Source organism: Janthinobacterium sp. C22, from assembly GCF_057919405.1.
The window spans coordinates 3,432,281-3,450,540 of sequence record NZ_CP193659.1 but is presented as its reverse complement, the minus strand read 5'-3'; the positions used below and the strand labels follow the sequence as shown (position 1 = coordinate 3,450,540).

The window sequence follows — 18,260 nt, the reverse complement described above, 5'->3', positions numbered from 1 at the left end:
GAAGGAAGGCGAATATTTTCGCCTTGAGGACATCCAGGCGTCTAGGCCCGCACCTGCCGGCCGTGGTGTGCCATCAGCAGCGCCAGCGCGCACGAGGCCATACGGCTGGCAGCATCATCTGCCCGACTGCCCATGGCAATGGGCACCGTGGCGCCCAGGACCACGCCGCAGCTTGCGGCGCTGGCCAGGTACTCAAGTTGTCTGGCAAGCATGTTGCCTGCTTCAAGGTCCGGCACGATCAGGATATCCGCATGGCCAGCCACCGGCGAGACGATGCCCTGGATGCGCGCGGCAAGTGGAGAAATGGCAATATCGAAAGCAAGGGGGCCGTCCAGCACCGCGCCAGTGATCTGCCCGCGGGCAGCCATCTTGCACAACGCGGCCGCATCGACCGTGGCAGGCATCCTGGCGCTGACCGTTTCAACGGCCGCCAGGATAGCCACCTTCGGCTGCCCGATACCGAGGGCATGCGCCACGCCGATCGCGTTCTGCACGATATCGGCCTTGTCTGGCAACGATGGCGCGATATTCAGCGCGGCATCGGAAATCAGCAGCACTTTTTCATACAGCGGCACTTCCATCCGGTAGACGTGCGACAGGCGCCGCCCGGTGCGCAGCGCCGGCTGCGCCAGTATGGCCGCCATCATTTCATCCGCGTGCAGGCTGCCCATCATCAACATATCGACGCTGCCGGCACTCGCCATGGCGGCGCCGATGGCGGCGGCGTCGTGGCTGTGCGCGGCCTCGCGCAGCTCGGCTTGCCCAAGGTCAAGATCGAGGCTGGCAGCGAGGGCCCGCAACTTCGCCGTCGGCGCAATCAGCACCGGCAGCATCAATCCATGCGCGGCGGCATGCAGCGCGCCACGCAACGATTCCGCATCACACGGATGCACCACGGCGCAGCGCAGCGGCGCCAGCAGCGCCACGTGCGCCAGCAGGCTGGCGAAGCGGGCGCCGGGATCGACCAGCAGCAGCACCGGCCGCGGCGCACGCGGCCGGCGCACCTTCTCGCTGGGCGCGATCACGGTCGCCACGCCCGACAACACCAGAACCCCGTTCTGGTTCTTGATTTCGCAGTCCAGCGTCACGCGTTTTGTCGCCGCCTCCTTGCTTGACACCGTCGCCGTGATGCGCAAGGTGTCGCCGATGCGCACGGGTTTCAGAAAGTACAGTGTCTGCCCGATATAAATTGTGCCAGCGCCTGGCAGACACGTGCCTAGCAGCGTCGAAATGAGCGCCGCGCTCCACATGCCATGGGCGATCACGCCGTGGAACAACGTGTGTTCGGCGTAAGCCGGGTCGAGATGCGCCGGATTGACGTCGCCCGAGACGGCGGCGAAAGCGGCAATGTCGCCGGCACTCAGCGTACGGCTCTGGCGCGCGCTCTGCCCGATTTCCAACTCGTCGTAGGTGTAGTTTTCTATCTCGGGCAAGCTGTTGTCGATCGGCTTATCCATGACATTCCCCTGCGTGAGAGCCGGCGCCTGGCATTGGCCCGGGGCGCCGGCCCAGGTGCGCGGACCGATGGTGGTTCAGTTGACGACGTGGTAACCGCCATCGACATACAGAGTCTGCCCCGTCATGCCGCTGGCCGCATCGCTCGCAAGAAACGCGGCCAGTTGGCCGATTTCCTCCGGCGTGACCAGGCGCCGCAACGGGGCGCTCGCGCATGCGCGTGCCATCAGTGCTTCGAACTCGGGCAGCCCGGAGGCCGCACGGGTTGGAACCGGCCCCGGCGAGACGGCATGCACGCGCACGCCCTGCGGACCAAGTTCGGCGGCAAGGTAGCGGACCAGGGATTCCAGCGCCGCCTTGACCGGCCCCATGATGCCGTAGTGTGCCACGGCTTCATCAGCCCCCAGGTAGCTCATCGTTATCAGGCTGCCATGCGGTCCCATATGCGGTACACAGAGCCGGGCGAGGCGCGCAAATGAATGGCAGGAAATATCCATCGCACGCAGAAAGCCGGCGCTGGTACTGTCCAGCACACGCCCTTGCAAATCAGTCAGAGGCGCCCAGGCAATGGAGTGAACGGCGAAATCGAGGCCGCCATGCGCGGCCGCCGCTGCCTGCACCAGGTGTTCAAGCGCACCGGGCTGTTCCACATCGCACATCAGCATAGGCACGCACAGCGCCTCGGCCACCGGTGCCGCGTAGGGCAAGGCCCTGTCGTCGAGGCAGCTGAGCACCAGACGCGCGCCCGACACCGCCATGACACGCGCACAGCCGGCGGCGATACTGCGCTCATTGGCGACCCCGACGATCAGGCCGCGCTTGCCGGCAAGAGAAAAAGGCAGGGAAATAGGTGTGGGCATGGGCATGGGAATAGGCTCGTCATGCAGGACGCCGGGTGATGCCGCCGGAACATGCCGCCGGTCACATGTCCGATGGCGTCGTGCCACAACGGATGCGATCAAGTCTATACACTCCTGCACCGAGTGAGCTTGATACGCATCAAGTGCGGCTGGCCGGAACGCAGCTGGCACATGGACGGCAAGCGGGATCGGCATGCTGGGCAATCTGGTGGCGGCACCCGCCATCAGCGGACCAGCCCCCGCTGCCGCGCGGCGGCTGCCAGACCGCGCCGGGCCTGCTGCATCTGGACGAGGTGTTCCGGCTCGCCACGCTGGCGTTCCAGGTGCTGCTGTGCCGGCCCATACCTTCCTGTTCGCCGACGACATGCTGCTGGGCGATGCGGCCGGCAACCGGATTCCCGTCGCGCTGGAGCCGATTCCCGTGCCGATACCGCAAGTGGACGAGCCCGCAACGATAGCGCGCATCGCGCCTGGACTTGGCGGCGCTGGCCTGGCAGCGGCGCCGCGTCATCATGCGGCCGCACCGGAGGAAGGTGGCATATGGCGTTTGAGCAGCTGGCACCATGCCAGCGCCAGCAGGGGCACCAGGCAACAGAGCGCCAGCGCCGCCATGTCCGGCACGGCAAAGGCGAACAGCTGCCGCAGTGGCGACACGCCCAGCACCAGCAGCAACAGCAGCACGCAGGCGCCGCTGATCCAGGCAAAATAAGGATTCGCGGCTGCGCCTGGCGCCCGGCACAGGGGCGCGGCGCCACGGTTGACGTGGATCAGCGCCAGATTCGACAGCGCCAGGGCAAGGAAGACGGCGGCGCGCCCCGCATCGTCGGACTGGCCCGATACCCGCATGTATGCGCCCAGGCACAGCAGCATGGCCAGCAAGCCGGCGCCCTGCAGCACACCGCGCAGCAGGATGTCGCGGCAAAACAGCGGCTGGCCCGGTTGCCGTGGCGGCCGGCGCATGGCGTCGTCGTCGATGGGCTCGGCCTCGAAGACGATGGAACAAGCAGGGTCGATGATCAATTGCAGAAAAAGTATATGCACGGGCAGCAGCAGCAAGGGCCAGCCCAGCAGCACAGGCAGTATCGACAGCCCCGCGATGGGTACGTGGATGGCGACGATGAAGACGATGGCCTTGCGTAGATTCGCGAACAGGCGCCGGCCATGGCGCACGGCCGTCAGCAGCGATGCAAAATCGTCCTGCAGCAAGACCAGCGCGGCGGCCTCGCGCGCCACGTCGGTGCCGCGCGCGCCCATCGCCACGCCGATATGCGCGGCCTTGAGCGCGGGCGCATCGTTGACCCCGTCGCCCGTCATGGCGACGATGTCACCGCGCGCGCGCAAGGCTTGCACCAGGCGCAGCTTCTGCTGCGGCGCGATGCGGCAGCATACCCGCACCTGCGCCAGGCGCAACCGCAACGCGGCGTCATCCAGGGCGTCGAGCTCGCCGCCCGTCAGCGCTTCCCCGTCCGTGGCAATGCCGGCCTGGCGCGCCACCGACAAGGCGGTGGCGGGATGGTCGCCCGTAATCATCACCACGCGCATGCCGGCGTCGCGGCATTGCGCCACCGCCGCCGGCACTTCGGGACGCACGGGATCTTCCAGCGCCAGCAGGCCAAGGAAAGCGAAATCAAAGTCGTGCTGGTCCGATGGCAGCGGCGGCGCGGCGAAGGCGGCACCCGCCACGCCGATCACGCGCAGGCCTAGACCGGCCATGACGGCTACCTGCGCCGCGATGGCCGCACACTGCGCAGTGTCCAGGTGGCACAGGTCCATGATGGCTTCCGGGGCGCCCTTCGCGGCAATCACGTAATCTTGCCGCCCCGGCGAGCGCCACACGCGCGACATGGCCAGCATGCGCCGCGATAGGGGATAGTCGTCGACCAGGGTCCAGTCGCCATGCAGGTGTTCGGTGCCGGCCAGCAAGCGCGCGCCAGCCGCGCCGATGGCCGCTTCCATGGGATCGAAAGCCTGGCGGTGGCTGGCCAGCAGCGCATATTCGAGCAGCCGGTGCAACTCTTCGGGCAAGGCTGGTTCAGGCGCCGGGCCGCACGCATGGCGCGCCTGCGCCGACCACAGCTGGCACAGCTGCATGCGGTTGCAGGTCAGGGTTCCTGTCTTGTCGACGCACAACACCGTCGTGGCGCCCAGCAGTTCGATGGCCGGGATGCTGCGCGCCAGCACGTGCGCGCGCGCCAGCCGCCAGGCCCCCAGTCCCAGGAACAGGGTCAGGATCACCGGCAGTTCCTCCGGCAGCAGCGCCATGGCCAGGGTCAACCCGGCCAGCAGGCCGCGCAGGGCGTCGCCGCGCAGCCACCAGTAGGCCACGCCCAGCGCCGCCGCCAGGCCCAGCGCGCCGATGGCCACCGAACGCACGACGCGACGCGTTTCCTGCTGCACTGGCGTCAGTTCTCCCCCAGCGTGGCCAGCGAGGCGCCGATGCGCCCCAGCGCGCTGTGCGTGCCGGTGGCGCTCACGGTGCCGCTGGCCGTGCCCTGCGTGATCAGCGTGCCCGCGTACACGCAGCCGTCGGGCCCCGGACCGGGGTGGTTGCGTGGCGCCGGCTGCTTCATGACCGGCGCCGCTTCGCCCGTCAGCATCGATTCGTCGACCATCAGGTTGGAAGCTGTGAGCAAGGTCACGTCGGCCGGCACCCTGTCGCCTTCGGCCAGCAGGACCAGGTCGCCGCGCACCAATTCGCGGCCGGCGATGCGCGCCTGGCGGCCGTCGCGGATGACCAGCGCGCGCGGACTGGACAAGTCCCGCAAGGCCGCCAGCGAGCGCTCCGTGCGCGCGCGCTGGACATAGCTGATGCCGATGACGAGCAGCACGAAGGCCAGCAGCATGAGCGCCTCCTGGCGGTCGCCCAGCAGCAGATACACCATGCCGCACGCGACCAGCAAGAGCAGCATCGGCTCGCCGACGATCTCGGCCAGCAAACGCCAGCGGCCCAGCGGCAGCGCAGCGGGCAATTCGTTCGGGCCATCGGCGGCGAGGCGCGACGCCGCCTCGGCGCTGGTCCAACCGGTCGCTTCCTCTTGACGCAGTGGCATGGCACATCTCCGGCAGCCAACAGACTATGGCCGCAGGGCACAAGGCTACCATGGAACGCGCCCGGCGAACGGCACGCTGGCGCGGTACCGACGGCGCGCACGGCCGCCCTTCCTTGACGCGCACCCCGGCGATGACGCCCGCCTGGCCCGGCATGATGCGGATCACGCCGCTGGTCGGCAACAGTACGCCCTGTGATTGCGCCTTGCGCGTGGTGCTGAAGAAGATGAAGAAGGCGACGATGGCCAGCGCGATACCCAGGAACAGCCAGGTCAGGAACCGGCGGCTGACGGGCCGCACCAGCAATACCGTACCGTACTGCTTGTTGCCTAGATGCTCAATGGATTGCTGGCGGAACAGCGCGTGCATGGGCGGGCTGCGGCTTGATGCAGTAGCGTTGGATTGATCACGCAAAATAGTTTTTTCGGATAGTAAGCCCAGACACGGATTGACCTCGCTAGGGAAGCACTGATTAATCCAACTTCTCGGAATTTACCTCTTTAAAAATCAAATACTTACGCGTGGTTTCAGGAAGGAATCCGAATTAATCTGCGCTTACTTAACACTGGAAACTTCGCCTGATAAATGCCGTTCATTTTTAGGTGAACGGCATTCGTGTACGGGCTGTACTTTCACTAAACCTATTTCAAATTGGCATTTTTTCGTCGTGTTGAATTAAAAGAAGTTGCGAATGCAATAATATTAAAAAATATTAAAGTTGACAAAAAATTTAAGCCATTAAAGTTTGGCGGAGAGGTCATTGCCCATGCAACCATGCCGCCAGCAGTACCAAAGGAAAGTGACTTTAAGTAATTCATATTATTTTTGCATAACGGGTGGGCGAGGAGTTGCTATCGCACCGGCAATTGCACCGCCAATTGCACCAAATACTATGCCAAATGCTCCGCCGCGCGAACCTGCGATCCCGCCACCGATCATTCCGCCCATGATCGCGTCATGTCGCGGATCCGTTACAACTTTCGAACGGTCTGGAGCCCTGCCGCCCATGCCGCCGGATACAGCGTCAATTTCAAAATCACCAAGTTGAATCATAATTTCCTCAATAAGAAATTTAATAAAATCTACTGAATAGAAATATTTCATCCACGATCTAATCGTATGGCGGGACTCTCATCCGGCAAATAGGATTACTCCTAAACTAGGTGACTGTTCAGCAGTAGTGAGGATACTGGATAGGAGTGTTGGTGAGCGTCTGACTACTACACAAATCCCCTGTCAACGGTGATCCTCCTGTAATTCATCAGGTCTACGCTTTGGAAGCCGTTTCCACCGTCTTCCCTGCTTCTTCGCTGTTCTCCCGAATGATCTCGCGCACTTCCTTGATGTGCTCCCACGCCAGATTCGCCGCCCGCTTGGCGCCGTGCTTGCTCTTGTAAAGATGCTCCAGCGTCTTGAGCGTGCCGGTGGCCCCGGCTTGCTCCTGTCCCGCCATTTTCTTCTTCGCCGCCCCGTCCCCCCGACTAGATCGGGTCTGGCCTGTCTATTTCCCCTGCCCTGCAGAGACTTCAACCGCGCGCTAGCAAAAGCTGGCCTTCCCTAGCCATAACTGCCGGCGCAGGATGGTTTATCCGAACGAGGCAGCAGCAGAGCGCTTGCTTTTGCGCGCTATAGCAGCACGGTTGGCTACGATAAACTAGCCCGTCATCTGCTTCGTGCGCGCGGCCAGAGGGGGACTTTGGGCATTCGCGGTGGAGTTGCGCTCATGGCCGGCGCGACATGGCACCAGACGGTGTCACGCCAAAACAGAAGCTTGCCATGGCCGCTTAAGCAAAAGCGTAAGCCCAGCAGCGTATTGATCCGACCTTCAAATGGCTGGTGACCGACTAACCGCCTGGTGAGAGCAATTTTAAATCACCAGCTGATAGACCAAGACCAAGACCAAGCCTGCCAGACATCCAGGGTTGTCGGCGCGATTACTATTCCCCCGCAGTTCTCGGGTGGCTTTCACAAGATCTCTAGAAGGTGGCAGGCCGAACAAGCGAGCATATTCCCGGCTGAACTGATTAGGGCTCTCGTAGCCAACACTGAACGCAATCGAAGTTGCGCTGCCTTGTCCGGAGATGAGTTGTGAGCGCGCATGTAACAAACGTAGACGTTTTTGATATTGTAAGGGGCTCAATGCCGTCACCGCTTTAAAATGGCGATGGAATGCAGAAACGCTGAACGCCGCCATCTCAGCGAGTGCCTCCACCTTTATCTGTTCGGTAAAGTTACGACGTATCCAGTTGATTGCCACACTAATACGTGAAAGTGCCGTGTCAGGCGATGCAATGTCTCGTAGCATCCAACCAAGAGGCCCCTGAAGCACACGAAACAATATCTCACGCTCATAAGCAGGAGCGAGCACTGCTATCTCGTCCGGCCGTTCCATTAGTCGCAGCATACGGATCCACGCGTCGAGCAGCTCACCATTGACCGGCGCAACCGAGAATCCTGAACCAAACAGCGTACTACATACCCGCACCGGCAAGTCACGGATAAGCGCAGCGACGATAGCGGGATCAAGCGTCAAGCTAACAGCCAGATACGGTTCGCCTGTCGCGGCAGGATGTACAGCACCCACTGCAGGGAGATCCACTGACATCACAAAGTAGGTGGCCGGATCATAATGAAAAGTACGGTCGCCAATCGTCATCGTTTTCGATCCCGTCAGTATCAAGTTGACCATTGGATCGTAGACGGCAGCAAGCAGATGCTCCGGAATCTCGCCCTGCACCATGGCGACACGTGGGATGCCGGTTTCGGTGCGGCGATTCTCGGCCCCTGCGGCCAGCGCTCTCAATTCTTGCATTTGCTGTTCCATGTTGAAACCCTAACAGGGGCCATCCCCGGATGCAATGGGAAAGCAGAAATAGGCAAGTATTGAGGAGGATCGGGTGAGTCCGTTGCTGGCGGCAGTCTTACCATGGATCTCACTAATCTACTGGAGGAATCGAATGAAGATTGTCATCGTGACAGGCAGCAGCCGTGGTATCGGCGCCAGCACTGCACTGGAATGCGCCAAGCGCGGCATGGGCGTGGTCGTCACTTACAACAGCAATCCGGAAAAAGCGGAAGCGGTCGTGCAAGCCATTACCGGGATGGGCGGAAAGGCGGTTGCGCTGAAGCTGGACGTTGGCAACAGCCCATCGTTCGCCGATTTCCGCCAGGCGTTGTCTGGCCAGCTGGCCGCCGTCTGGGGCCGAAACAGCTTCGACTTCCTTGTCAACAACGCCGGCCACGGGCTGTATGCGCCGATCGCTGAGGTCACCGAGGCGCAGTTCGACGGTCTGTTCAACATCCACCTCAAGGGGCCGTTTTTCCTGACTCAGGCGCTGCTGCCGCTCATCGAGGACGGCGGCCACCTGGTCAACATCACCAGCGCAACGAGCCGGGTAGCTACGGCTGGCGTGGCGCCGTATGCCGCTTTCAAGGGTGGTCTGGAGGTACTTACGCGCTACATGGCCAAGGAATTTGGCGCGCGCCGCATTCGGGCCAACTCGATCGCGCCGGGTGCGATCCGTACTGAGCTGGGCGGTGGACTGACACCGGAATTCGAGGCTATGCTGGCGGACCAAACGGCGCTCGGCCGGGTCGGTGAGCCGGAAGAAGTCGGCGGTGTTATCGCCAGCTTGCTGTCCCATGAGAACCTCTGGATCAATGCTCAGAACATCGAAGTCGCGGGTGGCTACATCATCTGAATCAAGGAGAACGCATCATGCTCGATCACGTTTTTATCTGCGTCAGCGATATCGCTTGCTCGATTGCCTTTTACGAAAAAGCACTGGCGCCGCTGGGCATTGCCCATGCACTTGACTACAACGGCCGCCAAGGCCCGGCAGGTCACCCGGACCTGAAGGGTTTCGGCGCCAACGGCCGCGTGTTCTTCTGGCTGCGCGAAGGTACGGTGGACGGCCGCGCCGCCCATGTGGGCTTCGTCGCCGATAGCCAGCGCATGGTCGACGCGGCCTTTTCCGCGGCGATGGCCGCCGGCGCCACCGAAATCCATCCGCCCGGACCGCAGTTGCACTATGACCCACGCTATTACGCCGCGCAGGTGCGCGACCCGGATGGCTATAGCCTGGAATTCGTCTACAAGGAATGGCAGCACTGATATGAAGAAATTAATGATTTATGGCGCGACCGGCTACACCGGCCGCATGGCGGCGCAGTACGCCGTAGCGGCAGAAACGCCGCTTATCCTTGCTGGACGTAATGAGGCGACGCTCGTTTCAATGTCCGCGATGCTCGGCCTGGAGTACCGCGTTTTCGCACTCGAAGACACCGCACTGGTTGAATCATCACTCGGCGATGTCGGTGTCCTCCTCAATTGCGCAGGTCCGTTCGCAAGGACTGCCAATGTTCTGATGCAAGCCTGTATTCGCCAAGGTGTGCACTATCTTGACGTCGCCGCAGAACTCGACAGCTATCGTCTGGCCGAAGTGCTCGACGGCGAGGCTAAAGCCGCAGGTGTGATGCTACTGCCGGGCAGTGGCGGCAGCGTGGCAATGCTGGGCTGCCTTGCCGGACACGCCGTCGCAAAGGCAAATAATCCATCGAGCATTCAAGTGGCCATGCATGTATCAGGTGGTTTGTCGCGAGGATCGGCCGTCAGCGCCATGGGCAGCGTCACCTCAGAGACGCTTGCGCGCCACGGCGGAGGACTGGTTGTGCGGCCGCACGGAGCGGTCCGAAAACTCGACTTTGGCAAGGGGGCAGTGGATTGCTTTCAGGTCACCCTTCCCGATCTGATTACGATCTGGAAGTCAACTGGCATTCCTGACATTGAAACGTTCGTCCTCGTTACCGGTGACGGATTCCCTCAAGGTGATCTCTCGGCACTGCCGGATGGGCCGAGTGAGCAGGAACGGTTGGCCCATCGTTATCAGGCCGTCGCCGAGGTCACCAGTTCAGATGGCAGTGTTGTCCGCTCGGTGCTCGACACAGTCAACGGCTACACGTTCACCGCTACTGCCGCCGCCGAGACAGGACGGCGCGTTCTCGGCGGCGAGTACCGTTCTGGTTTTCAGACCCCTGCAATGCTTTTCGGCAATGGTTTTGCCGAGACCATCGCCGACACCACGATCGTCGATGCTTGAGGAGCATTCCATGGAAAAGCTAATTAATCAATTTATACGACTCGCCAATGCCTTTGACGTCGAGGGAACGTTGGCTCTCTTCACGTCCGATGCGGTCATCGAAGACGTTTCGGTTGGCAATGTTTTCGCCGGCATCGAAGGTATTCGTCGCTACCTCGAACAATTCTTCGTCGGTTATAACACTGCGAGCAAGTTGTTGTCGCTAGAGCAACCACACAACCTGGTGGCGCTTGTTCGCGTTGACTTCACCGGCACCTTTGGCCACGAGATTGGGTCTCTCCGAATCCAGGCCAACGCCGCCGGTCTGATCGAACACATCGACGCCGATCTCGAGTAACCATTAGAGAAAACAATGATAGGTGCCTTCAAGGGTGCCGATGCCGGGACTGGCTGCATTTCGCAAGCCGCCGGTTCAGCAAAGGAATTACTTATGACCATGTCACCATCACTTGCCAACGAGGTCGCAGACCAGCTTGCGGTAGTCGATACTCTGTACCGCTTCGCCGCTGGCATCGACCTTCGAGACAAGAACCTTCTATCGTCCGCACTGGCAGAAAATGCCATGTCGGACTTTCGCCCAGCTGCCGCCAAGGCCGGATTTGAATATCCGGTGATCGAGGGTAGAGACTATATCGTTGCTGCCCTCACCGCCTCTCTCGCGACGTTGGATACGACTCATTCCGTGACCAACCCACGTGTCACCATCGACGGCGACACAGCGCGATTGGATGGGCTCGTAGAGGCCCACTATGACGGCACAGTTGGTTACGATAAACCACTACAGGGAGTGGCACGCAAGCACACACATTGATTCCAGCAGGGGGGACAGATGCGCTCGTATCTGTTTCTAACAACGCCATCAATTCGGCACTTGAATGGCTTGGTGTTTGGCCTCTCGATGGCAAAGACCGGTTTGATACAGTTGGGCTTGGCAAGCATCGAGAAACCGATTCATGGGTGGTCGGCACCACCCCTAACGTCTGCTTCGGGGCGGAAGCAGACAGTACCATTGAATCGCTGCCAGTAGCTTAGACTCTTCTGATCCGTGGTTCTCGGTATAGTGGTCAGCACATCATCTGCTCGAGCACTGGCTGATATCTGGGATGTATGACGCTGGCGGTGAACTGGAACTGGCGATCACGGGCGGCCCGACGTGGAACTTGGCGGCACTTGCCGCACTATCATGTCGATGCCAGGCGCCAAACGGAGCTAGCGTGGCAGCGCATAGGCGACGATATAGTCGCCCTTCTGCGTAGTCGCGGAGTTTCCACCTGCACTGATGGCGACGAACTGGCGACCGCTACGCGGTGACAGGTAGGTCATCGGCGTCGCCTCCGCGCCTACCGGTAATTGCACGCTCCAGCGCTCCGCCCCTGTGCGCACGTCGAAAGCACGCAGCCGGAAATCCTGGCTTGCACCGATGAATACCAGACCTGACGCAGTCGTCAATGGTCCGCCGCGCGTGGGCATGCCGATCGGGATCGGCATGCGGGTGGCGATGCCCAAGGGGCCGGTTTCCTGCGTGGTGCCTAACGGGACCGACCAGACGATCTGGCGCGTTGTCAGGTCGATCGCTGTGAGCGTGCCGTATGGCGGCTGCTGACAGGGAATGCCCAGCGGCGACAGGAACCGTCGCTGCTCGACGCCCCACGGCGTACCCGCCTGGGGCGCACTGCCCTCGTGCCCGCCATCGGCCTGCACCTTGCGGTCATAGTCTTCACGCCGTACCAGCTTGTTGGTCACGGCAACGCGGGTATCGTTGACGATCAGGTAGCCCAGGTTTTCGGCAATGCTGACGGAACCCCAGTTCATGCCGCCCAGCCAGCTTGGATACTGGATGGTCTGGCGTTCGCCAGGCGGCGTGAAGATGCCTTCGTAGCGCGACTGGAGAAACGCCACGCGGCACGCCAGTTGGTCGACCAAGGTCAGTCCCCACATGCGCACTTCGCTGAGCGGCTCGGTGCCGATGGACGGCATGCCCACCGAAAACGGCTGGGTGGGCGCAAGCCGGTCGTCGGCCATGCCGCCCTGCGGCACGGGGCGCTCCTCGACAGTTGCGACTGGCTTGCCGTTGCGGCGGTCGAGCATGAAAATTTCACCGCGCTTGGTGGTCTGGATCAGGGCCGGGACGACGCCGCCGTGGCCGTCGGCGACATCGTACAGCGCCGGCTGTGATGGCACGTCATAGTCCCACAAGTCATGGTGTACGGTCTGATATCTCCAGCGCTCCCGGCCCGTGGCGATGTCCAGCGCGACGACGGAGGACGAATAGCGGTCGCTGGCCGCGCTGCGATGGCCGCCCCAGAAATCGGGCGTCGAATTGCCGGTCGGCAGATAGATCAGACCCAGCTTCTCGTCAAACGACGGAATCGACCAGACATTCGGCGTACCCGGTGAATACGAACCGCCTTCCGGCGGCAGTCGGGTGATGGCGGGATTGCCCAGGTCCCAGGCCCAGGCCAGGGCGCCGGTGCGTACGTCGAAGGCGCGCACCACGCCGGACGGTTCGCCCACCTTCTGGTTGTCCCACACCAGCCCGCCAACGACGATCAGATCACGCACCACGGTTGGCGCGGCAGTGGGAAAATACAGCTCGGGATTCGGATTTTGCATGCCCGGGCGCAGGCTGACCACGCCATGCTCGCCGAAATCCTCGCAAGGTTTGCCGCTCGCGGCGTCGACCGCGACCATGCGCGCATCGACCGTGGTGGCAATGATGCGGCGCCTGCATGCCGGCGCCGATGCGGCCGCAGGTGCCCTGCCATCGGCGCCGGCATCGTGATACGCCACGCCACGGCAGCGCGGATAAACCTTATTCGGCGCGGCATGGGAATCGAAGCGCCAGCGCTCTTTGCCCGTCTCGGCATCCAGGGCGAAGATTTTGCTCGACTGGGTGCAGCCATACAGGGTGCCGTCGATGTGCAGGGGCGTCACCACGTGCGCCGCGCTGCCGCTGGGAATCTCGCCCGTGCGGTAGGTCCAGGCGACTGTCAGGCTGGCAACGTTGGCGGGCGTGATCTGCTCAAGCGGCGCGTGCCGGGTGCCGGATGCGGTACGTCCGAAGTACGGCCAGCTTGCCGCCGCGACCGTGCCGACAGCCATGCCCGCCACCGGTGCCGGTGTCAACTGTACCGTGGCAAGAGGACGCGGCTGCAAGCTGGCATAAAAAGTCAGGCCCAGCGCAATTGCCAGGGCTGCGGCCAACAGCTGGGCCGGGCGGCGCCGGAACGCGTCACCGCCCCGATGGAAGGCCGGCATGAGCAGTAATAGCAGCAGAGCCAGCACCGCCATGGCGAACAGGCGCGAAAACAGGGGCCAGAAAGCGAACCCTGCTTCCCACAGCGACCAAGCGACCGTGATGGCGAACACGGCAAGGTACAGCGCAGCTCCCAGCGGGCTCCGCCGAACAATGAGCCAGCCGGCCAACGCCAGTGCCAGCCCCGCCGGGGCGAAGAACCAGGAACCGCCGAGCGCTATGAGATACACCCCGCCGGCCAGCATGGCGAGCCCGTACAGCAGGATCACCAGGCCCAGCAAAATCAACGCTGGCACGGCTGCTTTCATGGTTTTTTCAGTAGACATGCATATTCTCCGCTTCATTCATGGAATGGTTTTCCGGCCGCCCGCATGGGCCGCGCCACCTCACCGCTACTGCACTGGCGATGTAATCGCGTGCCGCTTCCCTGCCCGGCCAGGCAGAAACAGCCACGCGCCCAGCATGCTGGCGACGCACATCCAGGCGATGACGTTCAAGCTCGAGCGGGCGCCTGCGAACGTGCCCACCAGTACGGAGCCAACCATGCCGGTGCCGTACTGCACGCTGCCAAGCAGCGCCGAGACGGCACCGGCGCCCTCGTCGAAATGGCTCAAGGCGCCGGCAATGGCATTGGCGCTAATGAAACCGTTCGCCGCCACCACAAAAACCAGGGGAATGGCGACGCCACACAAGTGGCCCCAGCCTTCGAATGCGTCGAGCGCGGCAACGGCGCCTGCCAGGGCCGCCATGCCGGTCCCGAAACGTATCAGCGCGTCGGCGGAAAAGCGTTTCAGGAGCCGTATGTTGATCTGGTTGGCCAGCATGATCCCCGACACGCCTGCCGTGAAGAGCATGCCGTACCATTGTGGCGATACATGGAAATAGGCAATGTAGAGGAACGGCGAACCTGCCACGTAGGCGAAGCAGGCGCCGAAATAGCATCCGGCAACGCCGGCATAGCCAAGCAAGGCGCGATGGCGCAGTAATTGTCCATAGGCGCCCAACGCTGCCGATAGCGGTGCGCAAGTGCGCCGCGCCGGGGGCAACGTTTCCGGCAACCATGACAGTGCCGCCAGAGTGGCGCCGCCGAGCGCCGCCAGCGTCCAGAAAATCGCCCGCCACGACGCCACGTGCAGGATCAGGCCGCCTACGCTGGGGCCGAGCAGCGGCGCCACCGCCATCACCGTCATCAGGGTCGACATCAGCCGCGCCGCGCGCGGGCCCCGGTACAAGTCGCGCACCATGGCCCGGGCGATGACCACGCTGGCGCTGGCACCGGCGGCCTGCACTGCGCGCCAGCAGACCAGCGCGCCCACCGAACCCGACATGGCACAACCCGCGCAGCCAAGGATAAACACCAGCAGGCCGCCAGCGACCGGCAGGCGCCGGCCATGGCGGTCGGACAGCGGCCCCCATACCAGCTGACCCAGGGTGAAGCCGGCCAGGTAGGCGGCAATGCTCCACTCCATGTGCCCGGCATCGGTACCCAGCGCCTCGGCCATGGACGGCATCGCCGGCAGATACAGGTCCGTCGAGATCGACGCAAACGCCATCAGGACGCCGAGTATCGCCACCGTGCGCAGCGACTGCGGACCGCTCGCTACCCTCCAGTGTTGCGTTGCCCCCGCCATGTCATTTCCCCCTGACTGTCATCAGCGGACGATGTTAGCCAGGTCCTGAACATTGATCAATTCGGGTAAAGCGCATGCACTTATGAAAATGACTCATGAAACGAGCTGCCAGGCGGATCCAGGCCCTTACGTTTGCTCAGGACGGTAGCGCAGGGCCTCGACCACCAGTTGCATTGCCCGCGACGATTGCCGGCGGCTGGCGTAATACACGTGCAGGCCCGGCACGCGCGGATACCAGTCCTCCATGACGCGGCGCAGGCGGCCGGTCGCCACGTACGGCTCGGCGAGGTCCGTCGGCACGTAGGCAAGGCCCATGCCGGCCAGGGCCGCATCGAGGATCTCATAGGCGCCATTGAATGCGTACTGCCCCTCGACCCTGACCTGGATGGCGCGTCCGTCTTTTTCCAGTTCCCAGACATAAAACGCATCATGCGTCGGCAGGCGCAGATTGATGCAGTTGTGCATCATCAGGTCCTGTGGCGTCATCGGCGCTTGCCGTCCGTCCAGATAAGTGGGCGCGCCGACGATCGCCATCTGCAGGTCAGGACCGATGCGTGCTGCGATCATGTCCTTGGCCACCTGGTCGCCATGGCGCACGCCGATGTCATAGCGTTCGGCAACAATGTCAGCCAGGCCGTAGTCGTTAATGATCTCTACCCGGATTTGTGGATAGTCACGCAGGACGGGTGCCAGGCGCGGCAGCAGGATGGTGCGGGTGGCGTAATCGGTCGAGGTGATGCGGATGCTGCCGGCCGCCTTGTCGCGAAACTCGGCCACCGCAGCCAGTTCTGCCTCGATGTCGTCGAAGTGCGACGGCACGCTTTGCAGCAAGCGCTCGCCTGCCTCGGTGGCCGAAACGCTGCGCGTGGTTCGTGTCAGCAGGCGTACGCCGAGCCGCGCCTCAAGGGCACGCACGCTGTGGCTCAGGGCAGACTGCGAGACGCCCAGCTGCGCCGCGGCGCGCGTAAAGCTGTGCTCGCGCGCCACCGCAATAAAGAAAAGCAGATCGTTGAAATTGTTTGTGCGCGCCATTTATGATTCATTTTCATAAGTATTTGCCGATTATAGCCACTAGTCGCATCAGCGCCTTGTCCCTATAGTAAATAAGACATAGCGGCGGTTTCGCCGACTCATTTATAGAGGACACTCCATGGAACTGAAACGTGCAGCAACGCTTCTCACGGTCGCGGGTCCCGAGGCCTGTTTTACTGGCCAGGTACGTGTACAAATGTTGAGTAACCCGGCGGCGCCCGCCCGTACCTCGTGCGGCAATGTGACCTTCGAGCCTGGCGCCCGCTCTGCGTGGCACACCCATCCGCTGGGCCAGACGCTGATCGTTACGGCCGGTTGCGGCTGGACCCAGTGCGAAGGCGGGCCGATCGTGCAGATCCAGGCTGGCGACGTGGTCTGGTGTCCGCCTGGCCACAAGCACTGGCATGGCGCCACGCCGACCACGCCCATGACGCATATCGCGGTGCAGGAAGCACTCGACGGCGTAGCGGTGGTCTGGCTGGAGAAAGTCACGGACGCGGAATATGCCGTCGGCCTGCCTGTCGAGTGCGCCGACCATGCCCGCTAATCGCATGATGAAATCCTACGCAACACCTGCCATCGCGGCCTGTCTGAGCCTGGGTGCCTGCGCCTCCATGCCGCAGCACACAACGGCGTTTGGCGCCCGGCACGCGACCACGCTGGAGGACATGCAGGCAGTGTCGCCGGGCCTGGCCCGCTACACCACGGACACCGTGCATGGTGGGCTATGGGCGCGCCCGCAGTTGTCGCCACGGGACCGCAGCGTCGTCACGCTGGCCGTGCTGATTGCCCGCAACCAGTCCATCGACTTGCCCTATCAGCTGGACCTGGCGCTCGATAATGGTGTCACGCCAGGCGAAGTCTCCGAAATCATCACCCATCTGGCCTTTTACTGCGGCTGGGGCAATGCCACAGCCGCCGTGACGGCGGCCAGCCAAGTGTTCGCACAGCGCGGCGTCGGGCCGGCGCAACTGCCGCCGGCCCGGCCCGAACTACTGCCGCTCGACCTGGAAAGCGAGGCGCAGCGCGAGGCCGCCGTGCTGCAGAGCGTCGGTGCCACGGCGCCGGGCGTGGTGGAATACACCACCGACGTGTTATTCCACGACCTGTGGCGGCGTCCAGGCCTGGCGCCGCGCGACCGCAGCCTGGTGACGGTCAGCGCGCTGGTCGCCAACGGTCAGGTGGCGCAATTGAGCTACCACCTGAACCGCGCGTTGGACAACGGCTTGACGCAAGAGCAGGCGTCAGAGGCGATGACCCAGATGGCGTTCTACGCTGGCTGGCCCAGCGTCTTTTCGGCACTGCCCGCCGTCAAGCAAGTGTTCGCGCAGTATTCCCATTAACAGAAAGGAAAGCGCATGCCATTTCACCTCCCCGCCAGTGTCGCCCTGCTTGTCTCCGCCTTGCTGTACGCGCCACTCGCCGCCAGCGCGCAAGCGCTGCAGCAGGAGATTTCACCAGCAGCAACGCGTCCGACCATCGACGCGCCGGCACGCTTTTTACGGGCCGGGTGCGCATCACGCCCCTGTTTGAGCCGACCCGAGAGGCACCGCTCACCGGCGGTTTCGTCACATTCGAGCCGGGCGCGCGGTCGGCCTGGCATACCCACCCCACCGGCCAGCGCCTGGTGATCGTGGCCGGCACCGCCCGGACCCAAGCGTGGGGCGGACCGGTGATCGAGCTGCGGCCCGGTGACGTGCTGTGGTGCGCTCCCGGCGTCAAGCACTGGCACGGCGCCACGCCATCGGCGCCCATGACCCATCTGGCGCTGACCGGCACTGCCGATGGCAACAACGTCGTCTGGATGGAGCAGGTCAGCGACGCACAGTACGGTGCCAGCATGCCGCAGGTAGGCCGATATTAATTCTTACATGATATG

Annotated in this window: 20 protein-coding genes; 10 read left to right on the top strand and 10 right to left on the bottom strand. The window is 63.0% G+C overall.

All coding sequences use genetic code 11. The annotated features are described in order from the left end of the window. Window positions 1-41 precede the first annotated feature (41 nt). The 4 genes from ACRHIG_RS16090 to ACRHIG_RS16075 form a co-directional block, all read right to left on the bottom strand. The gene (locus ACRHIG_RS16090) at window positions 42-1,457 is read right to left on the bottom strand and encodes a bifunctional enoyl-CoA hydratase/phosphate acetyltransferase (protein ID WP_489627061.1); all 1,416 of its coding nucleotides are present in this window, start codon (window positions 1,455-1,457) and stop codon (window positions 42-44) included. Window positions 1,458-1,532: 75 nt separating this feature from the next. Beyond that, complete coding sequence (gene fabI / locus ACRHIG_RS16085; protein ID WP_489630813.1) at window positions 1,533-2,315, bottom strand: enoyl-ACP reductase FabI; 783 nt, start codon at window positions 2,313-2,315, stop codon at window positions 1,533-1,535. Between the two features lie 510 nt (window positions 2,316-2,825). Beyond that, window positions 2,826-4,712 (bottom strand): cation-translocating P-type ATPase, encoded by a 1,887-nt coding sequence (locus ACRHIG_RS16080; protein WP_489627060.1) that lies wholly within the window; start codon window positions 4,710-4,712, stop codon window positions 2,826-2,828. A gap of 5 nt (window positions 4,713-4,717) precedes the next feature. Next, window positions 4,718-5,365: an HAD-IC family P-type ATPase gene (locus ACRHIG_RS16075; RefSeq protein WP_489627059.1), complete on the bottom strand. Its 648-nt coding sequence runs from the start codon at window positions 5,363-5,365 to the stop codon at window positions 4,718-4,720. A 50-nt stretch (window positions 5,366-5,415) separates the two neighbouring features. On the opposite strand from ACRHIG_RS16075, the gene ACRHIG_RS16070 reads away from it, so the two are divergent. Together ACRHIG_RS16070 and ACRHIG_RS16065 are read left to right on the top strand one after the other, a co-directional pair. Beyond that, window positions 5,416-5,769 (top strand): hypothetical protein, encoded by a 354-nt coding sequence (locus ACRHIG_RS16070; RefSeq protein WP_489627058.1) that lies wholly within the window; start codon window positions 5,416-5,418, stop codon window positions 5,767-5,769. Window positions 5,770-6,014: 245 nt separating this feature from the next. Then, window positions 6,015-6,176, top strand: coding sequence for a hypothetical protein (locus ACRHIG_RS16065; RefSeq protein ID WP_489627057.1), 162 nt, complete (start codon window positions 6,015-6,017; stop codon window positions 6,174-6,176). A 6-nt stretch (window positions 6,177-6,182) separates the two neighbouring features. Here the strand turns inward: ACRHIG_RS16065 and ACRHIG_RS16060 are convergent, their stop codons facing one another. The 3 genes from ACRHIG_RS16060 to ACRHIG_RS16050 all read right to left on the bottom strand — a co-directional run bounded on the left by ACRHIG_RS16060 (window position 6,183) and on the right by ACRHIG_RS16050 (window position 8,187). Continuing rightward, window positions 6,183-6,467: a hypothetical protein gene (locus ACRHIG_RS16060; RefSeq protein ID WP_489627056.1), complete on the bottom strand. Its 285-nt coding sequence runs from the start codon at window positions 6,465-6,467 to the stop codon at window positions 6,183-6,185. A 163-nt stretch (window positions 6,468-6,630) separates the two neighbouring features. After that, a complete protein-coding gene (locus tag ACRHIG_RS16055; protein ID WP_489627055.1) occupies window positions 6,631-6,816 on the bottom strand; it encodes a hypothetical protein in 186 nt (61 codons plus the stop codon). 414 nt (window positions 6,817-7,230) lie between these two features. Then, window positions 7,231-8,187: an AraC family transcriptional regulator gene (locus tag ACRHIG_RS16050; protein WP_489627054.1), complete on the bottom strand. Its 957-nt coding sequence runs from the start codon at window positions 8,185-8,187 to the stop codon at window positions 7,231-7,233. 133 nt (window positions 8,188-8,320) lie between these two features. On the opposite strand from ACRHIG_RS16050, the gene ACRHIG_RS16045 reads away from it, so the two are divergent. The 5 genes from ACRHIG_RS16045 to ACRHIG_RS16025 are packed head-to-tail and all read left to right on the top strand — an operon-like array spanning window position 8,321 to window position 11,273. Then, entirely contained in the window at window positions 8,321-9,064 is a 744-nt protein-coding gene (locus ACRHIG_RS16045; protein ID WP_489627053.1) for an SDR family NAD(P)-dependent oxidoreductase, read from the top strand. A 17-nt stretch (window positions 9,065-9,081) separates the two neighbouring features. Continuing rightward, the gene (locus tag ACRHIG_RS16040) at window positions 9,082-9,477 is read left to right on the top strand and encodes a VOC family protein (RefSeq protein WP_489627052.1); all 396 of its coding nucleotides are present in this window, start codon (window positions 9,082-9,084) and stop codon (window positions 9,475-9,477) included. 1 nt (window position 9,478) lies between these two features. Beyond that, window positions 9,479-10,462 carry a saccharopine dehydrogenase family protein gene (locus ACRHIG_RS16035; protein WP_489627051.1) on the top strand — a complete coding sequence of 328 codons (984 nt, stop codon included), beginning with the start codon at window positions 9,479-9,481 and terminating at the stop codon, window positions 10,460-10,462. A 10-nt stretch (window positions 10,463-10,472) separates the two neighbouring features. Next, the gene (locus tag ACRHIG_RS16030) at window positions 10,473-10,799 is read left to right on the top strand and encodes a nuclear transport factor 2 family protein (RefSeq protein WP_489627050.1); all 327 of its coding nucleotides are present in this window, start codon (window positions 10,473-10,475) and stop codon (window positions 10,797-10,799) included. Between the two features lie 15 nt (window positions 10,800-10,814). Then, window positions 10,815-11,273, top strand: coding sequence for a nuclear transport factor 2 family protein (locus ACRHIG_RS16025; RefSeq protein ID WP_489627049.1), 459 nt, complete (start codon window positions 10,815-10,817; stop codon window positions 11,271-11,273). Between the two features lie 398 nt (window positions 11,274-11,671). Here the strand turns inward: ACRHIG_RS16025 and ACRHIG_RS16020 are convergent, their stop codons facing one another. The 3 genes from ACRHIG_RS16020 to ACRHIG_RS16010 all read right to left on the bottom strand — a co-directional run bounded on the left by ACRHIG_RS16020 (window position 11,672) and on the right by ACRHIG_RS16010 (window position 16,381). Then, window positions 11,672-14,044: a membrane-bound PQQ-dependent dehydrogenase, glucose/quinate/shikimate family gene (locus ACRHIG_RS16020; protein WP_489627048.1), complete on the bottom strand. Its 2,373-nt coding sequence runs from the start codon at window positions 14,042-14,044 to the stop codon at window positions 11,672-11,674. 66 nt (window positions 14,045-14,110) lie between these two features. Further along, complete coding sequence (locus ACRHIG_RS16015; RefSeq protein ID WP_489627047.1) at window positions 14,111-15,349, bottom strand: multidrug effflux MFS transporter; 1,239 nt, start codon at window positions 15,347-15,349, stop codon at window positions 14,111-14,113. 126 nt (window positions 15,350-15,475) lie between these two features. Beyond that, window positions 15,476-16,381, bottom strand: a complete 906-nt coding sequence (locus ACRHIG_RS16010; RefSeq protein WP_489627046.1) for a LysR family transcriptional regulator — start codon at window positions 16,379-16,381, stop codon at window positions 15,476-15,478. A 118-nt stretch (window positions 16,382-16,499) separates the two neighbouring features. Here ACRHIG_RS16010 and ACRHIG_RS16005 point away from each other — a divergent pair, with 118 nt between their 5' ends. From ACRHIG_RS16005 to ACRHIG_RS15995, 3 genes are all read left to right on the top strand, one after another. Beyond that, window positions 16,500-16,928: a (R)-mandelonitrile lyase gene (locus tag ACRHIG_RS16005; RefSeq protein ID WP_489627045.1), complete on the top strand. Its 429-nt coding sequence runs from the start codon at window positions 16,500-16,502 to the stop codon at window positions 16,926-16,928. 4 nt (window positions 16,929-16,932) lie between these two features. Then, window positions 16,933-17,724 (top strand): carboxymuconolactone decarboxylase family protein, encoded by a 792-nt coding sequence (locus ACRHIG_RS16000; RefSeq protein WP_489627044.1) that lies wholly within the window; start codon window positions 16,933-16,935, stop codon window positions 17,722-17,724. A 167-nt stretch (window positions 17,725-17,891) separates the two neighbouring features. Next, window positions 17,892-18,245 (top strand): (R)-mandelonitrile lyase, encoded by a 354-nt coding sequence (locus tag ACRHIG_RS15995; protein WP_489627043.1) that lies wholly within the window; start codon window positions 17,892-17,894, stop codon window positions 18,243-18,245. Window positions 18,246-18,260 lie beyond the last annotated feature (15 nt).

Coding starts and splice junctions, on each gene's coding strand:
- ACRHIG_RS16090 (WP_489627061.1), bottom strand. CDS start 1,457: ATGGATAAGCCGATCGACAACAGCTTGCCCGAGATAGAAAACTACACC.
- fabI (WP_489630813.1), bottom strand. CDS start 2,315: ATGCCCACACCTATTTCCCTGCCTTTTTCTCTTGCCGGCAAGCGCGGC.
- ACRHIG_RS16075 (WP_489627059.1), bottom strand. CDS start 5,365: ATGCCACTGCGTCAAGAGGAAGCGACCGGTTGGACCAGCGCCGAGGCG.
- ACRHIG_RS16070 (WP_489627058.1), top strand. CDS start 5,416: ATGGAACGCGCCCGGCGAACGGCACGCTGGCGCGGTACCGACGGCGCG.
- ACRHIG_RS16060 (WP_489627056.1), bottom strand. CDS start 6,467: ATGAAATATTTCTATTCAGTAGATTTTATTAAATTTCTTATTGAGGAA.
- ACRHIG_RS16055 (WP_489627055.1), bottom strand. CDS start 6,816: ATGGCGGGACAGGAGCAAGCCGGGGCCACCGGCACGCTCAAGACGCTG.
- ACRHIG_RS16050 (WP_489627054.1), bottom strand. CDS start 8,187: ATGGAACAGCAAATGCAAGAATTGAGAGCGCTGGCCGCAGGGGCCGAG.
- ACRHIG_RS16045 (WP_489627053.1), top strand. CDS start 8,321: ATGAAGATTGTCATCGTGACAGGCAGCAGCCGTGGTATCGGCGCCAGC.
- ACRHIG_RS16040 (WP_489627052.1), top strand. CDS start 9,082: ATGCTCGATCACGTTTTTATCTGCGTCAGCGATATCGCTTGCTCGATT.
- ACRHIG_RS16035 (WP_489627051.1), top strand. CDS start 9,479: ATGAAGAAATTAATGATTTATGGCGCGACCGGCTACACCGGCCGCATG.
- ACRHIG_RS16030 (WP_489627050.1), top strand. CDS start 10,473: ATGGAAAAGCTAATTAATCAATTTATACGACTCGCCAATGCCTTTGAC.
- ACRHIG_RS16025 (WP_489627049.1), top strand. CDS start 10,815: ATGATAGGTGCCTTCAAGGGTGCCGATGCCGGGACTGGCTGCATTTCG.
- ACRHIG_RS16020 (WP_489627048.1), bottom strand. CDS start 14,044: ATGTCTACTGAAAAAACCATGAAAGCAGCCGTGCCAGCGTTGATTTTG.
- ACRHIG_RS16015 (WP_489627047.1), bottom strand. CDS start 15,349: ATGGCGGGGGCAACGCAACACTGGAGGGTAGCGAGCGGTCCGCAGTCG.
- ACRHIG_RS16010 (WP_489627046.1), bottom strand. CDS start 16,381: ATGGCGCGCACAAACAATTTCAACGATCTGCTTTTCTTTATTGCGGTG.
- ACRHIG_RS16005 (WP_489627045.1), top strand. CDS start 16,500: ATGGAACTGAAACGTGCAGCAACGCTTCTCACGGTCGCGGGTCCCGAG.
- ACRHIG_RS16000 (WP_489627044.1), top strand. CDS start 16,933: ATGATGAAATCCTACGCAACACCTGCCATCGCGGCCTGTCTGAGCCTG.